At 40.7% G+C, this 22,348-nt stretch carries 17 protein-coding genes and 1 tRNA gene; 6 read left to right on the top strand and 12 right to left on the bottom strand.

From position 1 onward, the window contains the following. Positions 1 to 2: 2 nt before the first annotated feature. Positions 3 to 440, top strand: a complete 438-nt coding sequence (locus RMY32_RS26300; protein ID WP_322709472.1) for a zinc-binding dehydrogenase — start codon at positions 3 to 5, stop codon at positions 438 to 440. A 165-nt stretch (positions 441 to 605) separates the two neighbouring features. Next, on the top strand, positions 606 to 1,034 hold the full coding sequence (locus tag RMY32_RS26295) for a VOC family protein (protein WP_322709397.1): 429 nt from the start codon (positions 606 to 608) through the stop codon (positions 1,032 to 1,034). A gap of 579 nt (positions 1,035 to 1,613) precedes the next feature. Here the strand turns inward: RMY32_RS26295 and RMY32_RS26290 are convergent. The 3 genes from RMY32_RS26290 to RMY32_RS26280 form a co-directional block, all read right to left on the bottom strand. Beyond that, a complete protein-coding gene (locus RMY32_RS26290) occupies positions 1,614 to 3,458 on the bottom strand; it encodes a tetratricopeptide repeat protein (RefSeq protein WP_322709396.1) in 1,845 nt (614 codons plus the stop codon). Positions 3,459 to 3,581: 123 nt separating this feature from the next. Continuing rightward, on the bottom strand, positions 3,582 to 4,352 hold the full coding sequence (locus RMY32_RS26285) for a WecB/TagA/CpsF family glycosyltransferase (RefSeq protein ID WP_322709395.1): 771 nt from the start codon (positions 4,350 to 4,352) through the stop codon (positions 3,582 to 3,584). 222 nt (positions 4,353 to 4,574) lie between these two features. Further along, positions 4,575 to 5,642, bottom strand: coding sequence for a glycosyltransferase family 4 protein (locus tag RMY32_RS26280; RefSeq protein ID WP_322709394.1), 1,068 nt, complete (start codon positions 5,640 to 5,642; stop codon positions 4,575 to 4,577). 339 nt (positions 5,643 to 5,981) lie between these two features. Here RMY32_RS26280 and RMY32_RS26275 point away from each other — a divergent pair, with 339 nt between their 5' ends. Beyond that, a complete protein-coding gene (locus RMY32_RS26275) occupies positions 5,982 to 7,484 on the top strand; it encodes an acyl--CoA ligase (RefSeq protein WP_322709393.1) in 1,503 nt (500 codons plus the stop codon). 173 nt (positions 7,485 to 7,657) lie between these two features. Here the strand turns inward: RMY32_RS26275 and RMY32_RS26270 are convergent, their stop codons facing one another. Both RMY32_RS26270 and RMY32_RS26265 read right to left on the bottom strand, forming a co-directional pair. After that, positions 7,658 to 8,296, bottom strand: a complete 639-nt coding sequence (locus RMY32_RS26270) for a HesA/MoeB/ThiF family protein (protein WP_322709392.1) — start codon at positions 8,294 to 8,296, stop codon at positions 7,658 to 7,660. Between the two features lie 84 nt (positions 8,297 to 8,380). After that, positions 8,381 to 9,211, bottom strand: coding sequence for a hypothetical protein (locus RMY32_RS26265; protein ID WP_322709471.1), 831 nt, complete (start codon positions 9,209 to 9,211; stop codon positions 8,381 to 8,383). A 100-nt stretch (positions 9,212 to 9,311) separates the two neighbouring features. On the opposite strand from RMY32_RS26265, the gene RMY32_RS26260 reads away from it, so the two are divergent. Next, on the top strand, positions 9,312 to 9,692 hold the full coding sequence (locus tag RMY32_RS26260) for a hypothetical protein (RefSeq protein ID WP_322709391.1): 381 nt from the start codon (positions 9,312 to 9,314) through the stop codon (positions 9,690 to 9,692). 336 nt (positions 9,693 to 10,028) lie between these two features. Here the strand turns inward: RMY32_RS26260 and RMY32_RS26255 are convergent, their stop codons facing one another. The 6 genes from RMY32_RS26255 to RMY32_RS26230 form a co-directional block, all read right to left on the bottom strand. Beyond that, positions 10,029 to 11,087: a hypothetical protein gene (locus RMY32_RS26255; protein WP_322709390.1), complete on the bottom strand. Its 1,059-nt coding sequence runs from the start codon at positions 11,085 to 11,087 to the stop codon at positions 10,029 to 10,031. 61 nt (positions 11,088 to 11,148) lie between these two features. Further along, on the bottom strand, positions 11,149 to 12,582 hold the full coding sequence (locus RMY32_RS26250; RefSeq protein ID WP_322709389.1) for a vWA domain-containing protein: 1,434 nt from the start codon (positions 12,580 to 12,582) through the stop codon (positions 11,149 to 11,151). A 300-nt stretch (positions 12,583 to 12,882) separates the two neighbouring features. After that, positions 12,883 to 13,068, bottom strand: coding sequence for a hypothetical protein (locus RMY32_RS26245; protein WP_322709388.1), 186 nt, complete (start codon positions 13,066 to 13,068; stop codon positions 12,883 to 12,885). 107 nt (positions 13,069 to 13,175) lie between these two features. After that, positions 13,176 to 13,244 (bottom strand) — tRNA-Lys (locus RMY32_RS26240). Positions 13,245 to 13,276: 32 nt separating this feature from the next. Next, positions 13,277 to 13,999 (bottom strand): hypothetical protein, encoded by a 723-nt coding sequence (locus tag RMY32_RS26235; RefSeq protein ID WP_322709387.1) that lies wholly within the window; start codon positions 13,997 to 13,999, stop codon positions 13,277 to 13,279. 446 nt (positions 14,000 to 14,445) lie between these two features. Then, positions 14,446 to 14,646 (bottom strand): hypothetical protein, encoded by a 201-nt coding sequence (locus tag RMY32_RS26230; protein WP_012407952.1) that lies wholly within the window; start codon positions 14,644 to 14,646, stop codon positions 14,446 to 14,448. Positions 14,647 to 15,082: 436 nt separating this feature from the next. Here RMY32_RS26230 and RMY32_RS26225 point away from each other — a divergent pair, with 436 nt between their 5' ends. After that, on the top strand, positions 15,083 to 16,753 hold the full coding sequence (locus RMY32_RS26225) for an alpha-amylase family protein (protein WP_322709386.1): 1,671 nt from the start codon (positions 15,083 to 15,085) through the stop codon (positions 16,751 to 16,753). A gap of 124 nt (positions 16,754 to 16,877) precedes the next feature. On the opposite strand, the gene RMY32_RS26220 is transcribed toward RMY32_RS26225, so the two are convergent. After that, complete coding sequence (locus RMY32_RS26220; protein ID WP_322709385.1) at positions 16,878 to 21,572, bottom strand: GAF domain-containing protein; 4,695 nt, start codon at positions 21,570 to 21,572, stop codon at positions 16,878 to 16,880. A gap of 281 nt (positions 21,573 to 21,853) precedes the next feature. Here RMY32_RS26220 and RMY32_RS26215 point away from each other — a divergent pair, with 281 nt between their 5' ends. Then, entirely contained in the window at positions 21,854 to 22,177 is a 324-nt protein-coding gene (locus RMY32_RS26215; protein ID WP_322670163.1) for a YnfA family protein, read from the top strand. Positions 22,178 to 22,348 lie beyond the last annotated feature (171 nt).

Below are 22,348 nucleotides of genomic sequence, written 5' to 3'. Positions count from 1 at the left end.
ATATTGCTAAATCAATGGGAGCTGATTACGCTTACAATATAGCCTCCACAAATGATTTTTCGGAGATGGTTCAAGAAATTACAGGAGGTTGGGGAGCCGATATCCAAGTTGAAGCCGCAGGAGCAGCTAAATATACTATCCCAATGATGGAAAGAAATATTGCTAAAAGAGGAAAAATTATTTATTTAGGTAGGGCAGGGTCAGAAGCATTTATAGATTTGAATAGTCTTGTAAGTGGGGCACATACAATAGTAGGTTCTCGCGGACATTCTGGATATGGCATATTTAATAACACGATCGCCATGATTCACAAAGGAAAACTTTGTGGAGTTGAAAAACTTGTAACTTCATCGTTCCCCTTTCGAGACATCTTAAATGCTTTCGAGTCTTCGCGTTCCAGAAAAGATGGAAAAATACTAATTAATATGCACTCTGCATAAGATAATCATAAAATAGTTCATGTTATAGCTGAATTATTGCCTGTGGGATTAATATCAGTGGTACATTTCAACCTCTAATATTGTTGGCTACTTCAGCATAATATTAGGAATTTAAAACAAGCGATTAATTACCTTACCTTTAATTTTTGAAAGTAGTCTTTAGCAATGAACAACACTTTATTTCATCTTACCTTTCCTGTGACAGATCTTGCTCTGGCAAAAACGTACTATGTTGAGGGTTTGGGTTGTATTCCTGGTCGAGAAAACCGTCAACTTTTAATTCTTAATCTCCACGGACATCAGTTTGTTGCTTTCTTGACAAAAGAAACTCTTGTACCTCAACCTATATACCCCAGGCATTGCGGAATTGTCTTTAGCTTAAAAAGTGATTGGGAAGAAGTACTTTCAAGGGCAGAGCAACAAAAGCTCTCTTTTAGACAAAAACCTGAACTCCGTTTTGCTGATTCTTTTATAGAGCATGACACCTTTTTTTTAGAAGATCCCTTCTATAACTTGATAGAATTTAAACATTATCGTCATCCAGAAGCAATCTTTGGGTATTATGATTATACGCAAATAGAAGAACGGGTTTGACAGGGTTTAAAATAATTCGTAATTTGTAATCAAGTTCCTACGTCCCAAATGTAATTCGTGATGAAAGTAGTAGGGAATTTATTTAAAACTAATTCAAAATCACTAATTTTACAATTTGGTGTGGTGTTTCGCCGAAAATAACAAATTACGAATTAGCTAAATATCCAATCGCATCAGCTAACTAATTCTAAATGTTAGACAATAAGGACTTGCAAGACTGATGGATTCCTCTCTATTTCAGATTAGCGATCGCAAATATGCTCTCCAATTTAATAGTGCCGTTGTCTGGAATGGTTAGTGTTTCTTTTTTAGGACACTTGCAAGACATTCGTCACGATCCCTACAACCTTGAAACTAGCGACAAAAGATATTGTTCCTGCTCAAAAGACTCAAGCTTCATGAAATCTTACGAAAGCAGTTAAGGCAAATTCATCGTGCTACCACAAAAGTAAGAGTAAATATTAATGTTCAGCTTAAATCTCGTTTTTGGCGGCAAAATCTAACAGACGTTGTTACCCTAACGCCTGGGGTCGTTGCGATTTGTTAAGCTGTGGAGCGATCGCTTGGTTTTTTCGGTTCTTACATATCTCCCTGATATTCTTCTAACAATTGCGGGATGTGATCGTAACCATCTACACCGATAACCGCAATAATTTTCGGGCGATGTTGCTGTAAGAACTTTTGGAAAGCTTCTGCCCCGATTTGTCCTTGTAAAATTGTCAGTAATCCTGCTGCTTGACGCCACTCATTAGAAGCAATTTGCTCTAAAAGATACATTCCCAAGCAACCTGTATAAACAGTTTTTTCGGAATTTTGCAGATGATAATAAGCTTCTGCTAAATAAGCTAAGTTCCGCCCTTGGAGATATAAATCACCAGAAACTTGCGCTGTTTTAAAGCCATCTTCAAGATATTTAATTGCGGTTTGGTGTTCTCCTATTACTAGATAGGCAATTCCTAAGCTGCTGACACATAAGGCTTTACTTTGAAGATCGCCTAATTTTTCTGATAATTTTAAACCTTGTTCCAAATAATTAATTGCGGCCTCATAGGTTTCGGGTTCTAGGTTTTCCAATTCCTGAGCTTGCATAACTTCGCTGTAACCCAAATTTACCAGCGCGTTTGCTTCTCCTGTGCGATCGCCTGCTTGTCGACTCAGTATTAATGCTCGTTGACTGTAATTAATTGCCTCAGCATAATTTTGCTGTTGCACGTAAGTACGGCTGAGGTGGTTGAGATTGGCAATTTCACAGGTGCGATCGCCTGCATTCCTGGCTATCTCTAGCGCTTGCTGATGAAAATCAATTGAGCGCTGGTATTGTCCTAAAGCACGCTGAGAATAACCTAAAAGTGTCAAAATCCGCGCTTTTTCCTGGGTTCCCTCGCCTCGTCGCAGCGGTTCATCTAAATAATCTAGGGCATCTCGTAAATAAGTGCCAGTAAAAGAGGCAAAAATCCCGCCGTAAAAAGGAAAATACGGACGCTGGGCAAAGGTTCGTAAAATCTGGAGCATGATTTGAGAACAGGCATCGCTGTATATTGTCCCAATGCTCCTAAAACCACTTGCTAATTGACTCCAAATCACCGCAAAGGTCAAAAAAGTGGAAATGGACAACTTTGGCCCAGCCTTAATATCGTAAGCTTGTTGGTCAAACCAGCTAATTAGTCCCCGTTGCAAGAACTGTAAAATTAATGCCATTTCCACCCAATCTCTGAGGGTAATACCACGCTGTCGTTCGGCAAACTCAATTGCGGATTCTTCCCTAGCTAAAGTGCGAAGCAGTGCTTGGGGTAACTCACTATTGAGTTGTTTCGCCCAACTTGCCCAAGGGCCGCGTTCTCCCGGTACACCGCCAAACCCCAGAGATTCTTTTTGCTCGTACATCCAACTGAGCAAGTTGTCTTGCAATCGCTGCCAAGAAGCTAAACCACGGGTAATCCCTTCGGAAAATTGTTGTAAATCAGCATCTGCCTGGGCAAATTGCAGCAATGCCTTGGACAACTGCTGTAACTGTTGTAAATTTAGCGGATACTTCTGATTCGGGTCAGTAACTCGGATAAATGTCGCTAGACGCTCGGCGGCGGTGGCTCTGGTGATTTCTGTAACTGCGGAGGCGATCGCAACTGTTGCTTTGTTTTGCTCTTGCCAGCGTTGCCATTGGCTTTGAATCGTCTTAATGGCTCTTAAAGAGCGAGTCGCTTTGGCTTTCTTTAGTTCGTCTTTTTCGTTATCTACTTGACTTTGCAGGGAATTCAGGCGATCGCTCAAAGCTAGCTCAAAGACTTCCCCTGTACCGGAAGTAATTCCTTTAAGCAGCATTTGATACACCTGTTCTACAGAGCTAATTTTGCCCTTGAGGGTGGTTTCGACAATTTCATCGATTAAGGCAAGATAGCGATCGCTTAATGGCAGAGAGTCTGGCACTTTGGCTACTAGAAGAATGTCACATCAATTCTAATTCTAGTCTTGGCAGCAGAGGTAGGGGAAACAATTTGCTTCTTTTGGGCAGTCATGGTTATAACAAATGCAAAATTTAGAAAAATTTATTTAGCGATTTGTTATCATTCCTTGAGCGATTCGCTTTTTAACTACGCGATAGAAAAATAATGGAATGCCTATAATATAACGGTCTGCTAGACGAGTAGGTTCAGTAATTAAGCGTGTTAACCACTCTAGACCATTATCAGTCAGCCAACGCGGGCCGCGATATATAGAGTCAGTATAAAAATCTAGACAAGCACCTAAAGGTAAAAATACAGTAGTTTCAATTTTATTGAAGTTATCTAAAATCCAGCGTTCCTGTAATGGCATACCAAAACCAATATATAAAATATCTGGTTGAAATTTATTAATTTTTTCTATTACCAAATCATTCTCTTTTCCTGATTTATCAAAATAACCATGATGTCCCTGTACGCGTAAATTAGGCGCAATCGATCCTAACTTAGTAATTGCCTTATCTACTACGCCAGGTTTTCCAGCTAACAAAAATAAAGAAAGGTTTTCTCGCTCGCACTTTAATACTAAATCTTCTATGTAATCTGGTGCTGTCATTCGATGTGCAGATTGCATTGAATAACCATTGAATCTCGCTCCTACCATTACACCAAATCCGTCACAAAATACTAAATCAGCCTTATTCAAAAAATCTCGATACCAAGACTTTTCATAAGCGAAATTCATTGCTCTAATATTCACATGTCCTACAACTGTCTTTTTTTTATTTTTGGCTGCTTCTATTAAATAATCAACTAATTCTTGTACTTCAACTTTATGAAATCTTGTATCAAACAATTGAACTTCCGGAAAACTTTTCATTTCTGCTCTCCCTCACTTATTAGCCAGTATACCAAGTTTAGAAGAATCAAAACAACAAAATAATAATACCTTTATCGCTGCCTTAAATTTTCCTAATTTTAAATGAAATTCCTACCTTGGTAACGCGTATTATCCTTGATACAGAATAAATTACGTCGTTTTTGAATTTGGTGTTTAATACATAGAGTAAGTAAGTTAAACCTACTTTCATCAAGATGCTTATTAATTGATAACTGCTGTATAAATACCTCTTAAAGATGTAAGATATTTGTTGATGTCCAAGTGTTGAACTCTGGCTCGTGCATTATTTCCCAAACATATTCTCAGATTTTCGTCTGCAATTAAAGATTGCATTGCCTCTGACAATTGTTGAATATCCCCCGGATTAACTAATAAACCATTCTGATTTTGAGTAACTATTTCGGGTATTCCTCCTACTGCGGTAGTGATAACTGCCAAACCCCAACTCATTGCTTCTAATAGTGCCATAGGCAGACCTTCGTTGTAGGAAGGTAACACAAAGACATCAGCTTTAGTGAAAAGATCGTCGCGTTTTTCTCGATCTACCCAATCAAGAATAGTGATGTAGTCAATAAGATTTAGAGTTGGGAGCAAACTACGAGCTTGTTCTACATCTCCATCCCCGGCTATAACTAACTTGGCTTGGCTTTGTTGAGCAACAGGCATAGAAGCAAATGCTTTAATTAAATCAAAAGTGCCTTTGCGCTCACCAATACGCCCTAAAAATAAGAAAAATATCTGTTTGGAATCTATTCGCTGTGGTATTTGTGCGGGAATTTTTACCGGGTTAGGCAGAACAATAACTTGTTCTGATTTCAAGCCAAGATTCTCAATGTAGAATTTTTTCCAGCTATCTGATAAAACGATGAAACGCGTACATTTACAAAACGACCAACTTAGCCACTGCTTAAGCCATTGGGGTAGTTTAGAGTAAAACAAATGAAAATCAGCACTATGAGTATGAATAATTATTGGCTTTTTAAATAGCCAACCAATCAGAGTAGTAATTGAATGACGAAAAGCGCTACCTCTATCTGAAACATGGATGTGAATTATGTCAGTTTTTTGGTTTAATAAGTTGCAAAATAACTTACCTATTGCCTGCAAAAACACTAACACTTTATAGACAGTAGAACCATTTGGTAAAGTTGTAATGTGTTTAATTTGAATATCAGAGGTAGTTTCTTCAAGAATGAGCTTTTCCACAGAAACTATTCCACCTTGGCGCTCCAAGCTTTCGCCCAACATAGTAATTTTTATGAAACTCATAATTGCTATTAATATGTTTTTAAAATGGAGTACACGGCTATTTATATAAACTATTGAACTAATTTATTCTAGTTAGATCCAAAGGACTACTCCAAAGGCATCTTGAGAATTAATGCTAATAACTCTATCTACTTGAGCGCAGACCCATAAATTTATTTAATGTACACTTTTATGATTTTACAGGATGATCTCCATAACAAAATTCTGTCAGAGAAATTGTTATGAGGATATTTAAAAGTTTGTTGTTAATAACAGCATTCTAGCATTCTCTCATAACTCAAAGCTAAGTAACAATTTTTTGTTTAAGCTAAATCATATATTTACAAGTAAGAAAAACTAATGAATTTATTTGAGCTTTTAGTAGGGGAAGACGATCATCCAGCCCTAGTTACGCCTGATGGGCGATCGCTAACCTATAAGCAATTGCGCGAGAATGTTATTGCACTGGTATCTCAACTCAACAGCTTTGGATTGAAACGGGGAGAACGCATTGCCATAGCCATGACTAACGGTTCACCAATGGCAATTACCTTTTTGGCTGCTGCCTTATGTGGCACTGCTGCACCCTTAAATCCCAAATACAAACAAGAAGAATTTGCCTTTTACTACCAAGATACCCAAGCAAAAGCACTGATTACGTTGTCTGAAGGGTCAGAAGCAGCCATTGCTAGTGTCACACCCGATATGATGGTGATTAATGCCAAGATAAATACTGACGGCACATTAAGCTTTGAATCAGTCAAAACAGGTTCAGAACCAGCAGAATCTGCAAATCCCACAGCCCCCAACGCTGATGATATAGCGATGATTCTCCATACTAGCGGCACTACCAGTCGTCCCAAGCGTGTGCCGATTCGTCATCGCAACTTAATTGCTTCAGCCGGCAACCTGATTAGTGCTTACTCACTCACAGCAGCTGATACTACAATATGCCTAATGCCCCTATTCCATGTTCACGGATTGGTGGGCTGTTTGCTAGCAACTCTGGCTTCGGGTGGTACATTAATTTGTCCCAATGGTTTTAATGCCTTGGAGTTTTGGAAACTAGTAGATACCTACAAACCCACCTGGTACTCCGCAGCGCCAACTATGCACCAGACAATTTTGGCGCGCGCTAGCCGTAATACAGAAATTGTCAAAGCTAACCGCTTTCGTTTCATTCGTTCTAGTAGCGCTTCTTTGCCGCCGATTATCATTGAACAGCTAGAGGCAACTCTGAATGCTCCTGTGGTGGAATCTTACAGCATGACTGAAGCATCTCACTTAATGACCACCAATCCCCTACCGCCAAAAGTCAGAAAACCAGGTACTGTAGGTTATGGCTTTGGCGTAGAAGTGGGCATTATGGACTTTGAAGGCAACTTGTTATCTAAGGGAAGCTTGGGCGAGGTGGTAATCAAAGCACCCAATGTTATAGATGGCTATGAAAACAACCCAGAAGCTAACGCCACTGCTTTTGTGAACGGTTGGTTCCGTACAGGGGATCAAGGTACAGTTGATGCAGACGGCTACCTCCGCTTGACTGGACGGATTAAAGAATTGATTAACCGGGGTGGGGAAAAAATTTCTCCTTTAGAAGTGGATGATGTCTTGCTACGCCATCCCGCCGTCGCTGAAGCCTTAGCTTTTGCCGTCCCCCACAAATCTTTAGGAGAAGATATCCACGCAGCTGTGGTTCTGAAAGCAGAAGCTAGCGAAAAAGAACTTTTAGCTCACTGTGCAACTATGCTGGCAGACTTCAAAGTTCCCAGGCAAATTCATATTTTAGAGCAGCTACCTCGTGGTGCTACCGGTAAACTGCAACGGTTGGCGATGGCGAAATTGCTGAATATAGGGGAATAGGGAGATAATACCAATTCAAAATTCAAAATTCAAAATTAGGGAAGCTAGACAGAATAAAGGTTTGGGAGTATGTATCTGTCGCATTCTTTTTTCAAATTGGTATAACGCAAGTTTACTAAACGATCTGGCACACCCACAGCGAACACGCTTAAAATCACAAACGTCTATGCAATCTACAAAAACAGAGATTGAATAGTCAGATCCTTCTGAGTGATACTGAAGTTACGCTGTTCTGCTGTGGCAACGAATGAAACGATCGCTTCACACGCCACAGCAACAGTTAACATCACCAGGTTTCGTGCCAACGGATAATCACAGACATCATCATTAACAAAAGAAGGAACGCGATAAACGTCATTCCAAATCACTTCTGCATAATCTGCTGCTAGTCCAACATGAAGGCAGGGTACGCTTAATTTTTCAGCATAATCTTTCACTGCTTGACGTGCCACGCTATTGTCAAAGACATCGATAATTAGCTGGCTGTCTTGGAGTAATTGATTTGTATTTGCTGATGTCAACTCTTTTGTTTTAGCATCAACTTTAGTACCAATTGCTCGATATAAATTGTTCGCCAAGATTTTCGCCTTGAACGCTCCCACATCAGAACGGTAATAAGGCTGAGTTGAAAGATTACGCTCCTCAATGCGATCGCGATCTATCACTGTCAGTTTATCAAAACCAGACCGAGCTAAGTTTTCAGCTATGTTAGCTCCTAATGCTCCAGCGCCACAAATAGTAACAGGATAATTTTTTAGCTTTGTCATCACAGCATTGCTGCGGTAAAGCTGTTCGTGAAAAAAGATACTCATACCATTTTAGATTTTAGATTTTAGATTTTGGATTGCGAAAGAAGTTAGTGTGTGAGTTTTTAGACGTTCAATCTATTGGTATGACTACTCTTGTTGTTCCATTACACCTACTAAGGATTGCAAGTCAAAATCGCGATCGCGTCCACTTAGGCAAATGCCAGAACTGACAACAGTCAAGTCATTTTTAGCGATCGCACTACTGTGGCGAACACCATCAGCTGTTGTCCAATCGACTGTCCAATAGTCGCCGCGATCGTGGAATTGATTTAAGGTACCGCCACCCATTTGCAATGCCTTTCTCAATAGCTTTTCATCCTGTTGGGGTTGACTAAATCCCTCAATCCGCCGCGTTGCTAATTCATACACTGTACGGATTTCTGGAGTAATACCTTTAAACTGTAATTCTTCAGCAGGAATGAGTTGTTTAACAGCAGATTGCAGAGTTTCAACAATTACCGGATCGGTACGGCGATCTACTTCCTCGAACCAGCATGAATGCCCATTCCATCGGGCAATGATTTGCTCAAAGGCGATACCCTCGGTAACTAAATGGATTGCGATCGGTTTAACTACCTTCAACCGTTGACGCATATCTACTTCATTCACGGGGTATGCTAACCAAGTTTGTTTTTGTAGTTGATGTGCTAACCGCAGCCGTATTTGGGGAAAGTGTTGCAGGTATTCTGCAATTTGGGGTAAGTCTGCTTCTTCTACAATTGTTGCTGTTTTCTCATCTACAGGCTGAAAAATGCCCCAACCTTCAAATTTACTGGGCTTTGGGCTGAAGGTGTAGATCATCCCGGCTACCCGTGTGCGAACTCGTCCACCTTTGACACAGGGCGCAAGGAATTGGGTTGTAGACAATTGTGCTTCTGCGATCGCAATTTGGTTGATTAGCTTACGGATGTCAGTCATCATTATCTCTATTTACGCATAATTACCCAAGATATTCTCAGTCTAAAAGTATATAAAAAAACATAACTGTCGGACAGTAAACCCAAAAAATAGAAAAATAATGACTACCCAAATACAACAAATATCAGAGTCCCGAAAAAAGTTAGCATCTGCTTACCGTGCAGTTTACGCAATTGGAGTTTTGAGTATTTTTTTAAGCATAATATTCTTTGTTGCTGGTAGTCGATTACCCGATCATCTAATATTGGTTTTTTGTTCTTTATTTATTGGCTTACTCTATTTAGTTCTAGGTTTTTTTGTACAACGTAAATCAAAAATTGCACTAGGTATTGCAGTAGGATTGATGTCGCTAAATGTGTTAACAGGCATTTTCAATATGATTCAAACTGGTAAACCGTTTAGCTTGATTGTTCCCATGATATTTTTAGGTCAGACTATAGGAGGATTTAAAGCTATAGAAATATTAAAGTCAAAAACTTGAAGTTAATTTTAATTTTGTTAATCAATATCCTCCTACTTAGAAAGTAGTAAAATTCCTGCGTGCAAGTTGGTGGAGCATTGCGTGTTCTCAGCTACTAGAGGGACTCCGCTGGTGAGTTGTTACACACTCTTTTAAGGATGGCTACTTTTAAGCCTACCTCCCAGGTTCTTCGCACTCCCCGTTCACACACGCCCACTGTATTTGACAGTGTTACTTTTCCTCTCGTACTAGTATGTAGGCTCCAAGAGTTGGGGCACGCAGGATATTAATATAATACAATATACTACATAAAATTGGAAGAGATGAAAATAGGGATTTTGGAGTAGAGGAATGGCTCTAGCTGAACAATCTAGCAATATTATGCTTGACTGGGTGTTTTGCATAAGGATTAGTCAGATAATCAAATTCCCAATCAACTTGCTTACCATTAGTATGATAGTTTGCTAGCAGAATACCACTGAAACGTGTATTTTGATTAGGTTGAAGTTCTTTCTTAATTGATCTCAGATTTTTATTCTTTTCACCTAACATACTCTTTGAAGATATAACTAAGATAAATGCTGTATCTTTCGGTGCTTGTGAACTGCTCTTCTTAATTCTGTTAATAAGTATCTTGCCGTAATCTTCTATTTTTGGTCCAATAACAGCTATTGTAAATCCATTTTTATAGAAGGCATGACCAGGATGAAATTCATTTGTATAGTTATCCTTCTGAATCAATCTCATAACCATTGAAAAGCTTGTATCACCAAATTGCTCTTGTCTTATTACATTAACTTTCAGTTTATCATTATCAATAATATCTCCATCCTGAGTTACCCACGGAACTAACTCCCTCAAAGATTCACCTAGTTTATGTAAATTAATTTCAGATAAAGGTTCTTTATAAGTTATTGATACTTGATGAGGTTCACTTAAATAGTGTGATATTATCTCACATATTTTTTCATGTTCTTTTAAACGATAAAATTCAGAATTATCAAATAAAAATTTACATTCAAAATATATCTCTTCGTTGCCTAGAGAAATTAATATGTCTGGAGACGTAGCTTGACTTAAAATATTGGGTTCAAGAACTAACTTACTAGCTTTTTCTTGTAAAAAACTAGCAAAAAAAGTAACAAAACTAGTAGATGTGACATTATTTTTGTATTCTTTTAAATGTTTATCAAAACCTTCACACGCTTTGAGCTTTAAGAATGATTCACTAAGATTCATCATCCAGTCAAAGGTCATTCTAGATTCAATTTTTGTAGGAAAATAATTTTGAAAATCTTTCTTAAATAAAGAAACAAGTTGCTTAAGATTATTCTCAATTAATGCCTGCTCCCATGAATCAGAAATTTCACGAATAAAAGAAAACTCAATTTGTTTATTTAATTGATTACCATGCATATTGTCCAACCTTAGAATGATACTGCTCGTAAGATATATGAGCAGTACCTTAATTCTAGCCCTACTTATCTTCTCTTATAGGCAACGGCATATCCAAAATCTCCATCAGCAAATCCAGACGAGAGGGGCGCGTTAGGAGTGGGACGATATTCGGCAAACTGTAGTAGTCACCCGCAAAAGTAAACGTATCTACAGGTGCTTGCTGCTGCTTCAGTTGGCTCTCCACCCAGTTGTAATGAGTACCCACACGGACAATCACCACATTGGGCATTATCGCCAACTCCCGGCAGTAGTTCTTGTAGACTTCACCGAAGTAAGGAGCAGCATTTTCGCCCTCATCCGTTACCAAAATTATCTGGTCAACTACCTGCTTCTTCTTCCGCATTGCTTCCAATGCACAACCGATACTAGTACCACCGCCTGCTTTGATGTGCTGGAAGGCACGTTCCCAGTCGCTCAACTCCTTGCCCTTTGCTGTAACAGCGTAAGGAATGGTGTCAAAGGCGTAGACAAACAGTTCTGCCTTAGTGATACCAGAGATTAAGGCAGCGAGTTGCTTACCGATGGCGATCGCATTTTCCATTGAACCAGACTTATCTACTAATAAAGCAGTTGGACGAGCGATCGCACCACGCCGTTTCACTTGTTCGTTTGTCACCTTTTCCAGTTGGGCAACGGTGTCTGCGTCAAAATCTCCTGCGTCTGTGGCAATCTGTGCTTTGAATGCTGAAACACGCCCACTCTTAGAGGCTGATTCCAGCTTGGAATCAATCAGCTTCTTCACTTGTGGGTGATCCATTGCACCTCTAGTCTGGAGAGACTTGAGGTTGTTGATCGCTTCCTGTGGAGACATACTATTGATTAACGCCACCAAGACAACTGGTGTGAGTTGCTTAATCGCACCAATTGCGATCGTGTAGGGAATTTTGAATTCCACAATCAGCCGTGCCTGTTCTGCCGCACTTTCTGCCTTAGCAAGCTGCTTCAGCACATTTGCCAAGGAACCCTCTGGAGGAGTATCGCCAAATAGAATCGCATTTGCCCGTTCATTTGGCTTAATGTGCAGTGAAGCATATAAGTGCTTCATTGCCTTACGACCTCGCAAAGCGGCGCGGTCGAACAGAGCCGGATTGCTTTCTCGCACCTTTAGATAACGCCGTACCGCAGTCCGAGCCGAACGAGGCAGTTTATTCTGCTGCTGTTTCATGAAATCCACCACACGAGCCACTTGATAGGGTGGAAACTCTTGTAGCATCATAAATCCAGCATCTCGGTGTTCAGTCAGATTGCTAGTTAACAAATGAGCAACAAACACCTCCTTGTGGTCGCGGACATCTCCATGACGCTGATACCAAACTGCCAGGTGTCCGTAGAATATGGGATCGAGTTCAACAATTAACTGATGAATTTCTGCGACTTGCTCAAGCTTGCGGTGAGGAGTTGTGAGCAAACTGTTGAGCATTTCCAAACGCAGGTCACGTTCTGCGGTATTCATGGGAACCTCCTCTAAGAATTTTGGATTTTGGATTTTGGATTTTAGATTGCAACCCAAAATCCGAAATTGCAGGAGGCAGATGTTGCACGCGGGGCGATAAAGTCACCGCGCAAGTTGTGGAAGCATTGTGTATAACTTGTGCAGAGTTATGTAAGCTTCTGCGATCGGGGCGCGGCAACAACTGCCAAGTAAAAGGGACTGGGGATTAGGGATTGGGGACTGGGTAATGAGCGGAAAATTATCGAATTTGCTCTTACTCCCTAAAAGTAGTAGCTGCGTAAGCTGCCATCATATCTGCCGCTATTGCGACAGCACTTTTTGAAAGCAGCGACCAGAACCACAAAGACAAAGGTCATTGTTACCAAGCTTTTCTTCTAGTTCCTTGTCGCCATGAACAAGGCGATTGCCACGTTTAACAGCTTTTTCAGATGGGTAGCCACGACGACGTTTGCTCAATGGTTCAAAAGCAGAAATCGTCAAATTCATCGAAATCTTCAGGCTCGATGTTGAAAGAATTAATCTTTTTCATCGTTCTCACCTCCATATTTAAATGAAATAAAATCGCTTCGTGCAAGTCGAAAAAGCTGTTGATTCACACACGGGATTTGAACCCGTAGTTGCTTGCTTAAAAGTCAAGTGCCTTACCATTCGGCTAGTATGTAAGCTTTTTCAGTTAGGGCACGAAGTGAAAATTTTAGGTTTTAGAAAGTTGATTTAAAATAAATCGAATTTCTTTCTTGTTACACTGCTTTTTACTAACAGCGTAAATCATTCGATCTGTATATGCCACAGAATGATGAATTATACCTTTGACAGCATCCCTCACATAATGAATGGGTGGCGATGGCAAATCTTCAAAGGTAATGAAATACCAAATTTCGTTTAGCTTTTGGTATTGATGATAATTATCAATGATGACAATATCAGTTTGTTCCTGCTTTTGCTTTTGCTTTCGAGGTATTTTCTCGGCTGCACAAAGAATTCCAGTTTCAGGATGGATATAGAAGCGATCGCGATGGTTTGCATCTAACTTAGTTCGATACCCTTGGTAAGGCTTGCGATAAAAACCACCATCAATTATTTCCACATGCCGTTCAACGTAGTCCCACACATGATCGATAACATGCTGTCCTGCCATTGTGCTGGGATCTAGTCGTTGACACAGTTGACTGTAAACTTCATTCCAAGGCTGTCCGACTTGCGATCGCAAAAACCGACGCAGAGGGCCGAGATGGTCTGAAAGATACTTAGATTTATTTGTTGGTTTAATCAAGTAGGGATTCAACAATCCATCCTGAATTGCATCCTGGGTGATTTTGTATAATTGCTTCTTAAAGCCAGTCACTTTTTTGAGGCTAATTCTCCTCCCACTCCGAGGACGCTCAATTACAATCTCGCTCAAACGATGTTCGCTCATATCTCACGTTGTTTAAATGCAGTTGTACTAATTGAGTTGTTATTAAACATGAGTTGGCTAACATCATTGAACTCACCTCCGTATTGAGTAGTATGTTATAGATAAATACAATTCAAATAATTGAAATTCCGCACAAGTTAGCAAAGCAGTTTTCACAATTGCCTATACCAATTTGGCTACGCTCCCATCAAAGGGAGCGACAGGATTTGAACCTGCATTCCGTTGCCGGAGTGTGTGTAGGCTTTACAAGTTAGGGCGCAGAATAAAACTATGTAATTAGAAATGAAGCAAAGGTTTATGTTTTATAATTTCTTACCTTCTGCTTTAAAAGTGCTAGGTCATAAGTTCAGAGCTAAAAATTAAAAGCGTTCGATCAAAGAAACTAATTTATTCAAAACTCCTAACTCCTAACTCCTAATTTCTAACTCCTAACTCTTAACTTCTATCTAACCATAGACAGCTTCCGGGCGGACGATCAAATCGCCACTAGGACGGCGATCGATTACATAGGCAGAAAGGCGATCGCTATTTACATCTAAATGTCGAGCAACGCGCTCCTTCACTGCCACATCATTCATCCCTGCTGCAATTCCCAATTGTGTTTTTGGCACATCAACAGAACGTCCTTCAAATCGAATATGAACCATTACAATCACCTCTTGTTTTAATTACGAATTGATATTAGTGGATCTGATCGGGATTGAACCGATACCCTCCCTGTGAGAGTTACACTCACACCTCATGCAAGTTGAAAAAGCTGTGGTTACACCGCAGGAATCGCACCTGCAACTTATCGTTTTAGAGACGATAGCTCTACTATTGAGCTAGTATGTAAGCTTTTTCTGTTAGGGCACAAGTGACATCTGGGAACTCTACCGTTAGAGCTACAGACCCAAGAAAGCATTATTGCAATGCTTTTGAGGAGGCTGTTCTTTGATACTACAAATGTAGTACTTAATTTACATAATGTCAAGTGTCGCGATGGATCTGTTGGCTCCCCCACAAGAATCATCTTTTGATTCAGCAACGCCAGCAAATCTAACTCTATCGACAGATATTTAAGAAAAACCAAAAAAAGATACGATGGCGAAAACGATCGCTGTAAGTATTATGCTAAACCTCTGGTATAAAAGTGCTGTCATCTATTGCATCGATGTTGAAACGTTTATGGATGGTAACGGCGATGGCATAGGAGACTTTGAGGGACTGATCGATCGCCTAGATTATATTGCAGGCTTAGGTATTAACTGTATTTGGCTGATGCCATTTTATCCCACACCAAACCGAGATAACGGCTATGATGTTACGGATTATTACAGTGTAGATCCGCGTTTGGGAACATTAGGAGACTTTGTAGAATTTCTCCGTCAGGCAAACGATCGCGGTATGCGCGTTATTGTTGACTTAGTAATTAATCACACCTCGACTGACCATCCTTGGTTTCAAGCTGCTTGCAAAGATCCGCATTCTAAATACCGGAATTATTATGTATGGTCAGAGGAAAAACCGGCTGATGCCGAGTCAGGAATTATTTTCCCTGGCTATCAACAGAGTACTTGGACATATAATCAGGAAGCCGGAGCCTATTACTTTCATCGCTTCTTTGAGCATCAAGCAGATTTGAATATTGGTAATCCTCAAGTCCGCGAAGAATTCGACAAAATCATGGGATTTTGGCTGCAACTGGGGATTTCTGGCTTTAGAGTTGATGCGGCTCCGTTTTTAATTGAGCTAAAGGGTATTGAAAAACAGGCAGATATTAAAGACCCTTACCGTTATCTGCAACAGATGCGGAACTTTCTTTCCTGGCGACGAGGAGATGCGATCGTTCTGGCAGAAGCAAATGTCTCAATGGAGGATGTACCGAAATATTTCGACGATGGCGATAAATTGCAGATGTTGTTTAGCTTTATCGTTAATCAGTATCTCATGCTTGCCTTGGCTCGCGAAGCAGCGGCTCCTCTTATAGAAGGGTTGAAAGCACCGCCAGAAATTCCAGACATTTGTCAGTGGGCGCACTTTATCCGCAATCATGATGAATTGTCGTTAGACAAGCTCTCAAAATCAGAACAAGAAGAAATATTGACCAAATTTCATCAGAATAAAGAGCAGGTGTGGATTTACGATCGCGGTATTCGGCGTCGCTTTCCACCTTTGGTTCAAGGAGACGAGCGTCGGATTCGTTTGGCTTACAGCCTGATGTTTACTATGCCAGGAACACCAGTCTTGAAGGCGGGTGAAGAAATTGGCATGGGAGACGACTTATCCTTGAAACAACGCGACGCCAGCCGCACCCCAATGCAATGGTCAGCCGAGTCTAATGGAGGGTTCTCGACCGCTCCTAGCGATCGACTTATTCTCCCCGTCATCAAAGAAGGGGAATATGGCTACCCACACCTGAATGTCATTGCTCAAAGAAGAGATTCCAACTCACTTTTAAACTGGATGGAACGAGCAATTCGGATGCTTAAAGAATGTCCAGAGTTCGGTTGGGGAAGTTGGGAACTGATTGAGACAGATAACTCAGGAGTGTTAGCTCTACACTATCAGTGGCGCGATGGAACGGTTGTAGCCCTTCATAATCTGGCAAAAGATGGTTGTACAGTAACTCTCAAGTTTAGCGGCGATCGCGAATCCCATTGGATTGATTTGCTTGGAGATAAACCCTATGAGCCGATCGAACATCCAGAAAGCGGCATACAACTTGAAGGCTACGGCTACCGTTGGGTGCGTGTTGGTAGGGAACGCCTTTAAACCCACATTTTGCAGGTGCGATCGCTTTCGTGTTGTATTTTTGAAGTATGAGTATTTCAGATTACAAATCAAAGTACAAGATTATCGATCGCTTGGGCATAGTGGCAGAGTCAAGGTAAGTCGCTTAGTGACCACCTGCTCCCTGCCTCCTGCCTTCTGCCTCCTTCACGACTTTGTTTTTAATTAAAAAGTATTGAATGCAGTTGACAAATTCTTCTAATTCTAAAATTAAATTAGTAGTACCTTTAAGGTCTCGATCGCTAGCTAGTTGTTCTAGTTTGTCAGTTGCTAAGTACATAGCAGTGGCTCCAATGTTGACACTAGCACCTTTAAGGTGATGAGTTTCTCGTGCTATTTGCCCAAAGTCATCAGCTGCGATCGCTGCTTTAATTATCTCTAAACGGGGTTTAATATCTTCAACGCATATTTGCAATAAATTTAATTCAAATTCTCGATCGTTTCCTGATATCTGATGCAAGTGTTCCCAATCAATTGCTAAGTCAGTGGAAAGTGTCTGTTCATACACACCTGCCTCTTGCTGGGAAACGATCGCACCTGTCCAATATTCTAAAGTCTGTGCCAATTTTTCTTTAAATACTGGCTTACTCAAATAGTCGTCCATTCCGGCATTTAGACAAGTTTCTTCGTCTTCTTTCATCACATTAGCTGTCATCGCAATCACTACAGGACGATGACCCAATGCAAAAGCATCCTCTTGCCAACGATGAATTTCTTTTGTGGTTTCCAAACCATCGAGAATTGGCATTTGGCAATCCATTAAAATCAAATCGTAAGGAATTTTTTCTAAGAGTTGTAAAACTTCTTTTCCATTAGCAACGACATCGGCTTTGTAGCCCAAACTCTGGAGTTGCTTTAGTGCTACTTTTTGATTCACCAAATTATCTTCGGCTAAGAGAATTCTTAACTTGGATTTAGTAGAAGGATTAGGAGGACAGGAAGTAAGAATACTTGAAGTTTCTGTACTGGGAATTTCTTCTGTAGCCTCTAGCTTTCTGCCTCTACACTCTTGTTCTGATTCCGGCTGAGTTTCTAAAATATTTATGATGACATCAAGGAGTCGTGATGGCTTAATGGGTTTGAATAAATAAGTAGCAAATCCGATTTTGAGCGCCTGTTGTACTTCATCCCGTTGATTAGTAGAGGCGAGCATAATCAAAGGGATTTTAGCAATTGCAGAATTGGCTGCAATTTGTTCTTTGATTGTCATACCATTAGTTTGGGCTATTTGCATATCAACCAAGGCAACATGATATGATTTCCCCTGCTCGCTAGCTTGCTGAATAACTTTAACGGCCGCAGCAATACTGTCAGTTCGATCTACCTCCATTCCCCAATGAGTAGCTTGATGGGAGATAATTTTATAATTAGTAGTGTGGTTATCCACTACCAATAAGCGGCGATTTTGCAAAAGTCCGCGTTCGCATTTTGGCTCAACAGGCTCAACTTGTTTGTTAAAAAGCAACTCAAACCAAAACTTAGATCCTTTGTCCATCTGACTTTCTACCCCGATCGCTCCTCCCATCAAAGTTACAAGTTGTTTACAGATAGCTAATCCCAAACCAGTACCACCATATTTGCGAGTGGTCGAAGCATCCACTTGTGTAAATGGCGTAAAGAGTTTGCGTTGGTCTTCAGGGCTAATGCCAAGCCCTGTATCTGTAATCGCAAAATGGATGGTGGCTGTAGTCAAAGAAAGCGTACGCAATTCGGCTTGCACTAATACTTCGCCAGCGCTGGTAAATTTGATGGCGTTGCTGATTAAGTTCATCAAAATTTGCCGCAGCCTACCAGTATCTCCCTTGAGTTGAGTGGGAACGTTGCGATCAATTATTGCAGCAATTTCTAATCCTTTGTTATGGGCTGAAGGAGCCAATAATTCCACCACGTCTTCTACACAAGTGGATAGGTCAAAATCGAGAGTTTCAAGAGCCATCTCTCCAGCCTCAAGTTTGGAAAGATCCAAAATCTCGTTGATTAAACTTAAAAGAGCGTCTCCACTACTGCGAATTATTTCAATAAAATCTCGCTGTTCTTCGTCTAAAGGAGTATCTAACACCAAACTAGTCATCCCCAATACAGCGTTCATCGGAGTGCGAATTTCATGACTGATATTTGCCAAAAAGGCACTTTTCGTCTGAGAAGCTAATTCGGCTTGGCGACGGGCAATTTCAAGTTCTTGTCGCTGACGAGTTTCGGCTGCTAATAGTTGGGCTTGGGTCAAAGCAATACCTACTTGGTCGGCTATTTGCCGCAAAAGATCGGTTTCAAAGCTAGACCAGTGGTGGGAATCGTCACACTGATGAACTATGAACAAACCGCTAAGTTCTTCTTTAACAAGAATAGGTACAACCAAATTAACTTTGACCCCAAACTGTTGCATTAATTCCAGATGGCTTTGTTCAACTTCCAAAAGATCCAAGTTATCCAGTCCGAAAACCTTGCCTTGACGGTACTGCTGTAGATAGTACTGTTGGAGATATTCTGCTTCAAAGTAGGGGGCGGCGTTATTTTGCTCTTTGATTGCTGGTAAGCCAGAAACTACTGCTTCAACAACGGTGTTTGCAGTAGTTTCTGGCATCAGCTGATAGATTAAAACTCGGTCAGTCTGGAGAATCTTTTGTACCTCTTCGACAGTGATTTGGAGAATTTCTTCGATGTCCAAAGATTGACGAATCTTCAGGGTGATTTCAGTAAATAGTTGCGATCGCAAATTTTGGCGTTGTATTTCTTCTTCAGCCTGTTTACGCTGGATAAATTGCCCTACTTGCTCGCCGATAGAATTCATCGTTTTTACTAAATCTTCGTCAAGGGGCTGGATTTCACGATTAAAGCAGGTAATCACACCAAGGATTTTGTTATCACTGCGGATCGGAAAACCAAAAGCTGCATGTAGTCTTACTTGAGCAGCTATTTTGAAGTTAGGCAAATTAATATCTTTAGCGATATCAGCGATCCAAACCGATTCAGAACTAGCCCAAACCCTTCCAGGTAGTCCAATTCCGGGTGCAAAGGTGGTTTGCCGCTTCAGTATTTCAAACTCTTGCATTTCAATGGATGCTTTATGCCAGATATCGACAAAATGCAGCACATTTGCTTGCTCATCTACCATCCAAATTTCACCCAAATCCCATGCCAAACTCTCACAGATTCCTTGCAATATTTGGTGAGTAGCTTCGCTAATTGTGGCGGACTCTGCTAGAACGCGGGTTGCAGCATATTGTGCAGTCAAATGCTGTTGTGTTCGTTTAGCATCGGTAATGTCAATGCCAGTAGCAACTATGTATTCAACACAGCCCTGATAGTCTTTTAAGATGGTATTCGACCAGGCAATCAGTCGCCGACTACCATCTTTCATTACCCAATAATTCTCATAATTATGGGAAAGTTGACCAGATCGTAACCGATCAAAAACTGCTTTAACTGGCTCCACTTCTTCAGGAAGTAGTAACAAGTTCCAGCTATACCTACCCCTCACCTCATCAAAAGAGTAACCAGTTATTTGCTCACAGGCTTGATTGAAACGAACGATTTGCCCTTGAGAATCGAGAACTATTACCAACGCACCGACTGTATCAAGGACTGCTGAGATAAAGTTGCGTTCTTGATTTAAGGTTTCTTCTGTTTTCTTCCGCTCAAGAACCTCACGATAGATCGAGTAGTAGACTACAGCAAGAACGATAAAACTTAGACAAATAGCGATCGCCAATGTGAAAATTGTGTTTCGAGTCCAAGTCTTTGCTGCTTGTGACTGCTGTCTAATTCGTCCCCTGTCCTCGTTTTCTATCTCATCGAGCGCTTTGCGGATATCATCCATGAGATTTTGTCGATCGTTTTTCAGCAGTACTTGCAACGCTGCCTCTAATCCCTTATTCTGGCGCAAATCGATAGTCTGTTTTAGTTCAGTAAGTTTAGCCGTTATCAGAAATTCCAGCGTTGCCATCTGCTTTTGTTGATTCGGTTGAGCTGTTGTGAAATTCTTCAGCTTGGCAATTTCTCGATCGACGTTACTAAGTGCTGTTTGATACGATTTTAGATAAAGTTTGTCTCCAGTGAAGATGTAACTACGTTGCCCAATTTCAGCATCCTTTACCTGGGACAGTATTTCTTCTTGGCTGTTAAGTTTTTTATAAGTATTTGTTACTATACTGCGATTAAAATTACTAAATACTCTTGTATTTTGATCGGAAACCACCCCAATCAGAACTAAAATTATTGACGACAAACCAAAGCTTGCTGCAATCTTTTTGAAAAATTGCTTGCGTACCCTCTGTACCTGGTTGCTTTTCTTGGAAGCAAGTACCAAACTTGCTAAATTTCGGCGCAATTCCAGTTGCTTTATGACTTGACGACCTAAAGTTTGTAATGCCTCTATTTGTTTTGGATGAAGTTCTCGTGGTACGTAGTCAATTACACACAGCGTTCCGAGGGCGTATCCTTCAGGGTTAGTTAAAGGTACACCAGCATAAAACCGAATATTTGGGTCAGATGTCACCAGTGGATTTGTTGCAAACCGTTCGTCATTTTTTGTATCAGGCACTATCAAAACATCAGACTGGAGAATGGCATGGGCACAGAATGCGAAATCTCGGTGCGTTTCTGAGACATCCAAACCGATTTTTGACTTGAACCATTGGCGATTTGTATCAATTAAGCTAATTAAGGCAATAGGAGTCTGACAAATATACGAGGCTAAACGAGTCAGATCGTCAAAGGTGGCTTCCGATGGCGTATCGAGAATCTTATACTGCAAAACTGCATCGATTCTCTGGGCTTCGTTATCAGGTAATGGTGCTTTCATCCTTGAGCCTTATCTACATTCTGGGGAGTGTGGAAATGAGGGGACAAGTGGGATCGGGAAGACAAGGGAGACAAGGGGACAAGGAGACAAGGGGGAATTATTGAACAAGTCTCTCCCAAGTCTCCCTGCTCTTCCTTGTCTACCTTGTCTCTTCTCCATGCTCCATGCCCAATGCCCCATACCCAATTTGGTCAATAAACTTACCTTAATTAATGACAATAGTTTACTTAAAAGCGTTAGCGTAATTTTACTGACTTATATGTTGTTAAATACTCGATCAAATGCTTAAGTCTCTGCTGTATTTTTTGTGGGCTGGCTTATTGGAAATTGGGGGCGGCTACTTAATCTGGTTGTGGTTGCGCGAAGGTAAGCCGTCCTGGTTGGGGATATTGGGAGGAATTGCTTTAGCTTTCTATGGAGTTATTGCAACTCTCCAACCAACAAATTTTGGCAGAGTCTATGCGGCTTATGGCGGCGTGTTTATCGCAATGGCAATGCTTTGGGGTTGGAAGGTAGACGGGGTAACTCCAGACCGCTACGACTTAATCGGAGTATGTTTAGCTTTAGTAAGTGTTTTAATTATCATGTTTGCTCCCAGAAGTTAAGTAAAATTTCTAGATTATTTTGAATTTTTATAGTAACCCAAGTTGCTAGTTATGCTTGCAGGTGTTCAGGTGGCATTGCATAAGCAATAAAATCCCCTCCAGAGGAAAAATTAGGAGGGGTAATGTTAAACGAAATAATTACAATTTATGCTATCACTGATGACCTATTGA

The organism is Nostoc sp. ChiSLP03a (assembly GCF_034531215.2).
In the GTDB taxonomy this organism is placed as follows: Bacteria; Cyanobacteriota; Cyanobacteriia; order Cyanobacteriales; family Nostocaceae; genus Nostoc.
The sequence above is the reverse complement of the archived record's forward strand: the minus strand, read 5'-3'. Positions and strand labels throughout refer to the sequence as shown.

Excerpts from the sequence above, each read along its gene's own strand:
- RMY32_RS26295 (WP_322709397.1), top strand. The coding sequence starts at position 606 with ATGAACAACACTTTATTTCATCTTACCTTTCCTGTGACAGATCTTGCT.
- RMY32_RS26285 (WP_322709395.1), bottom strand. The coding sequence starts at position 4,352 with ATGAAAAGTTTTCCGGAAGTTCAATTGTTTGATACAAGATTTCATAAA.
- RMY32_RS26280 (WP_322709394.1), bottom strand. The coding sequence starts at position 5,642 with ATGAGTTTCATAAAAATTACTATGTTGGGCGAAAGCTTGGAGCGCCAA.
- RMY32_RS26275 (WP_322709393.1), top strand. The coding sequence starts at position 5,982 with ATGAATTTATTTGAGCTTTTAGTAGGGGAAGACGATCATCCAGCCCTA.
- RMY32_RS26270 (WP_322709392.1), bottom strand. The coding sequence starts at position 8,296 with ATGAGTATCTTTTTTCACGAACAGCTTTACCGCAGCAATGCTGTGATG.
- RMY32_RS26265 (WP_322709471.1), bottom strand. The coding sequence starts at position 9,211 with ATGACTGACATCCGTAAGCTAATCAACCAAATTGCGATCGCAGAAGCA.
- RMY32_RS26260 (WP_322709391.1), top strand. The coding sequence starts at position 9,312 with ATGACTACCCAAATACAACAAATATCAGAGTCCCGAAAAAAGTTAGCA.
- RMY32_RS26255 (WP_322709390.1), bottom strand. The coding sequence starts at position 11,087 with ATGCATGGTAATCAATTAAATAAACAAATTGAGTTTTCTTTTATTCGT.
- RMY32_RS26250 (WP_322709389.1), bottom strand. The coding sequence starts at position 12,582 with ATGAATACCGCAGAACGTGACCTGCGTTTGGAAATGCTCAACAGTTTG.
- RMY32_RS26245 (WP_322709388.1), bottom strand. The coding sequence starts at position 13,068 with ATGAATTTGACGATTTCTGCTTTTGAACCATTGAGCAAACGTCGTCGT.
- RMY32_RS26235 (WP_322709387.1), bottom strand. The coding sequence starts at position 13,999 with ATGAGCGAACATCGTTTGAGCGAGATTGTAATTGAGCGTCCTCGGAGT.
- RMY32_RS26230 (WP_012407952.1), bottom strand. The coding sequence starts at position 14,646 with ATGGTTCATATTCGATTTGAAGGACGTTCTGTTGATGTGCCAAAAACA.
- RMY32_RS26225 (WP_322709386.1), top strand. The coding sequence starts at position 15,083 with ATGGCGAAAACGATCGCTGTAAGTATTATGCTAAACCTCTGGTATAAA.
- RMY32_RS26220 (WP_322709385.1), bottom strand. The coding sequence starts at position 21,572 with ATGAAAGCACCATTACCTGATAACGAAGCCCAGAGAATCGATGCAGTT.
- RMY32_RS26215 (WP_322670163.1), top strand. The coding sequence starts at position 21,854 with ATGCTTAAGTCTCTGCTGTATTTTTTGTGGGCTGGCTTATTGGAAATT.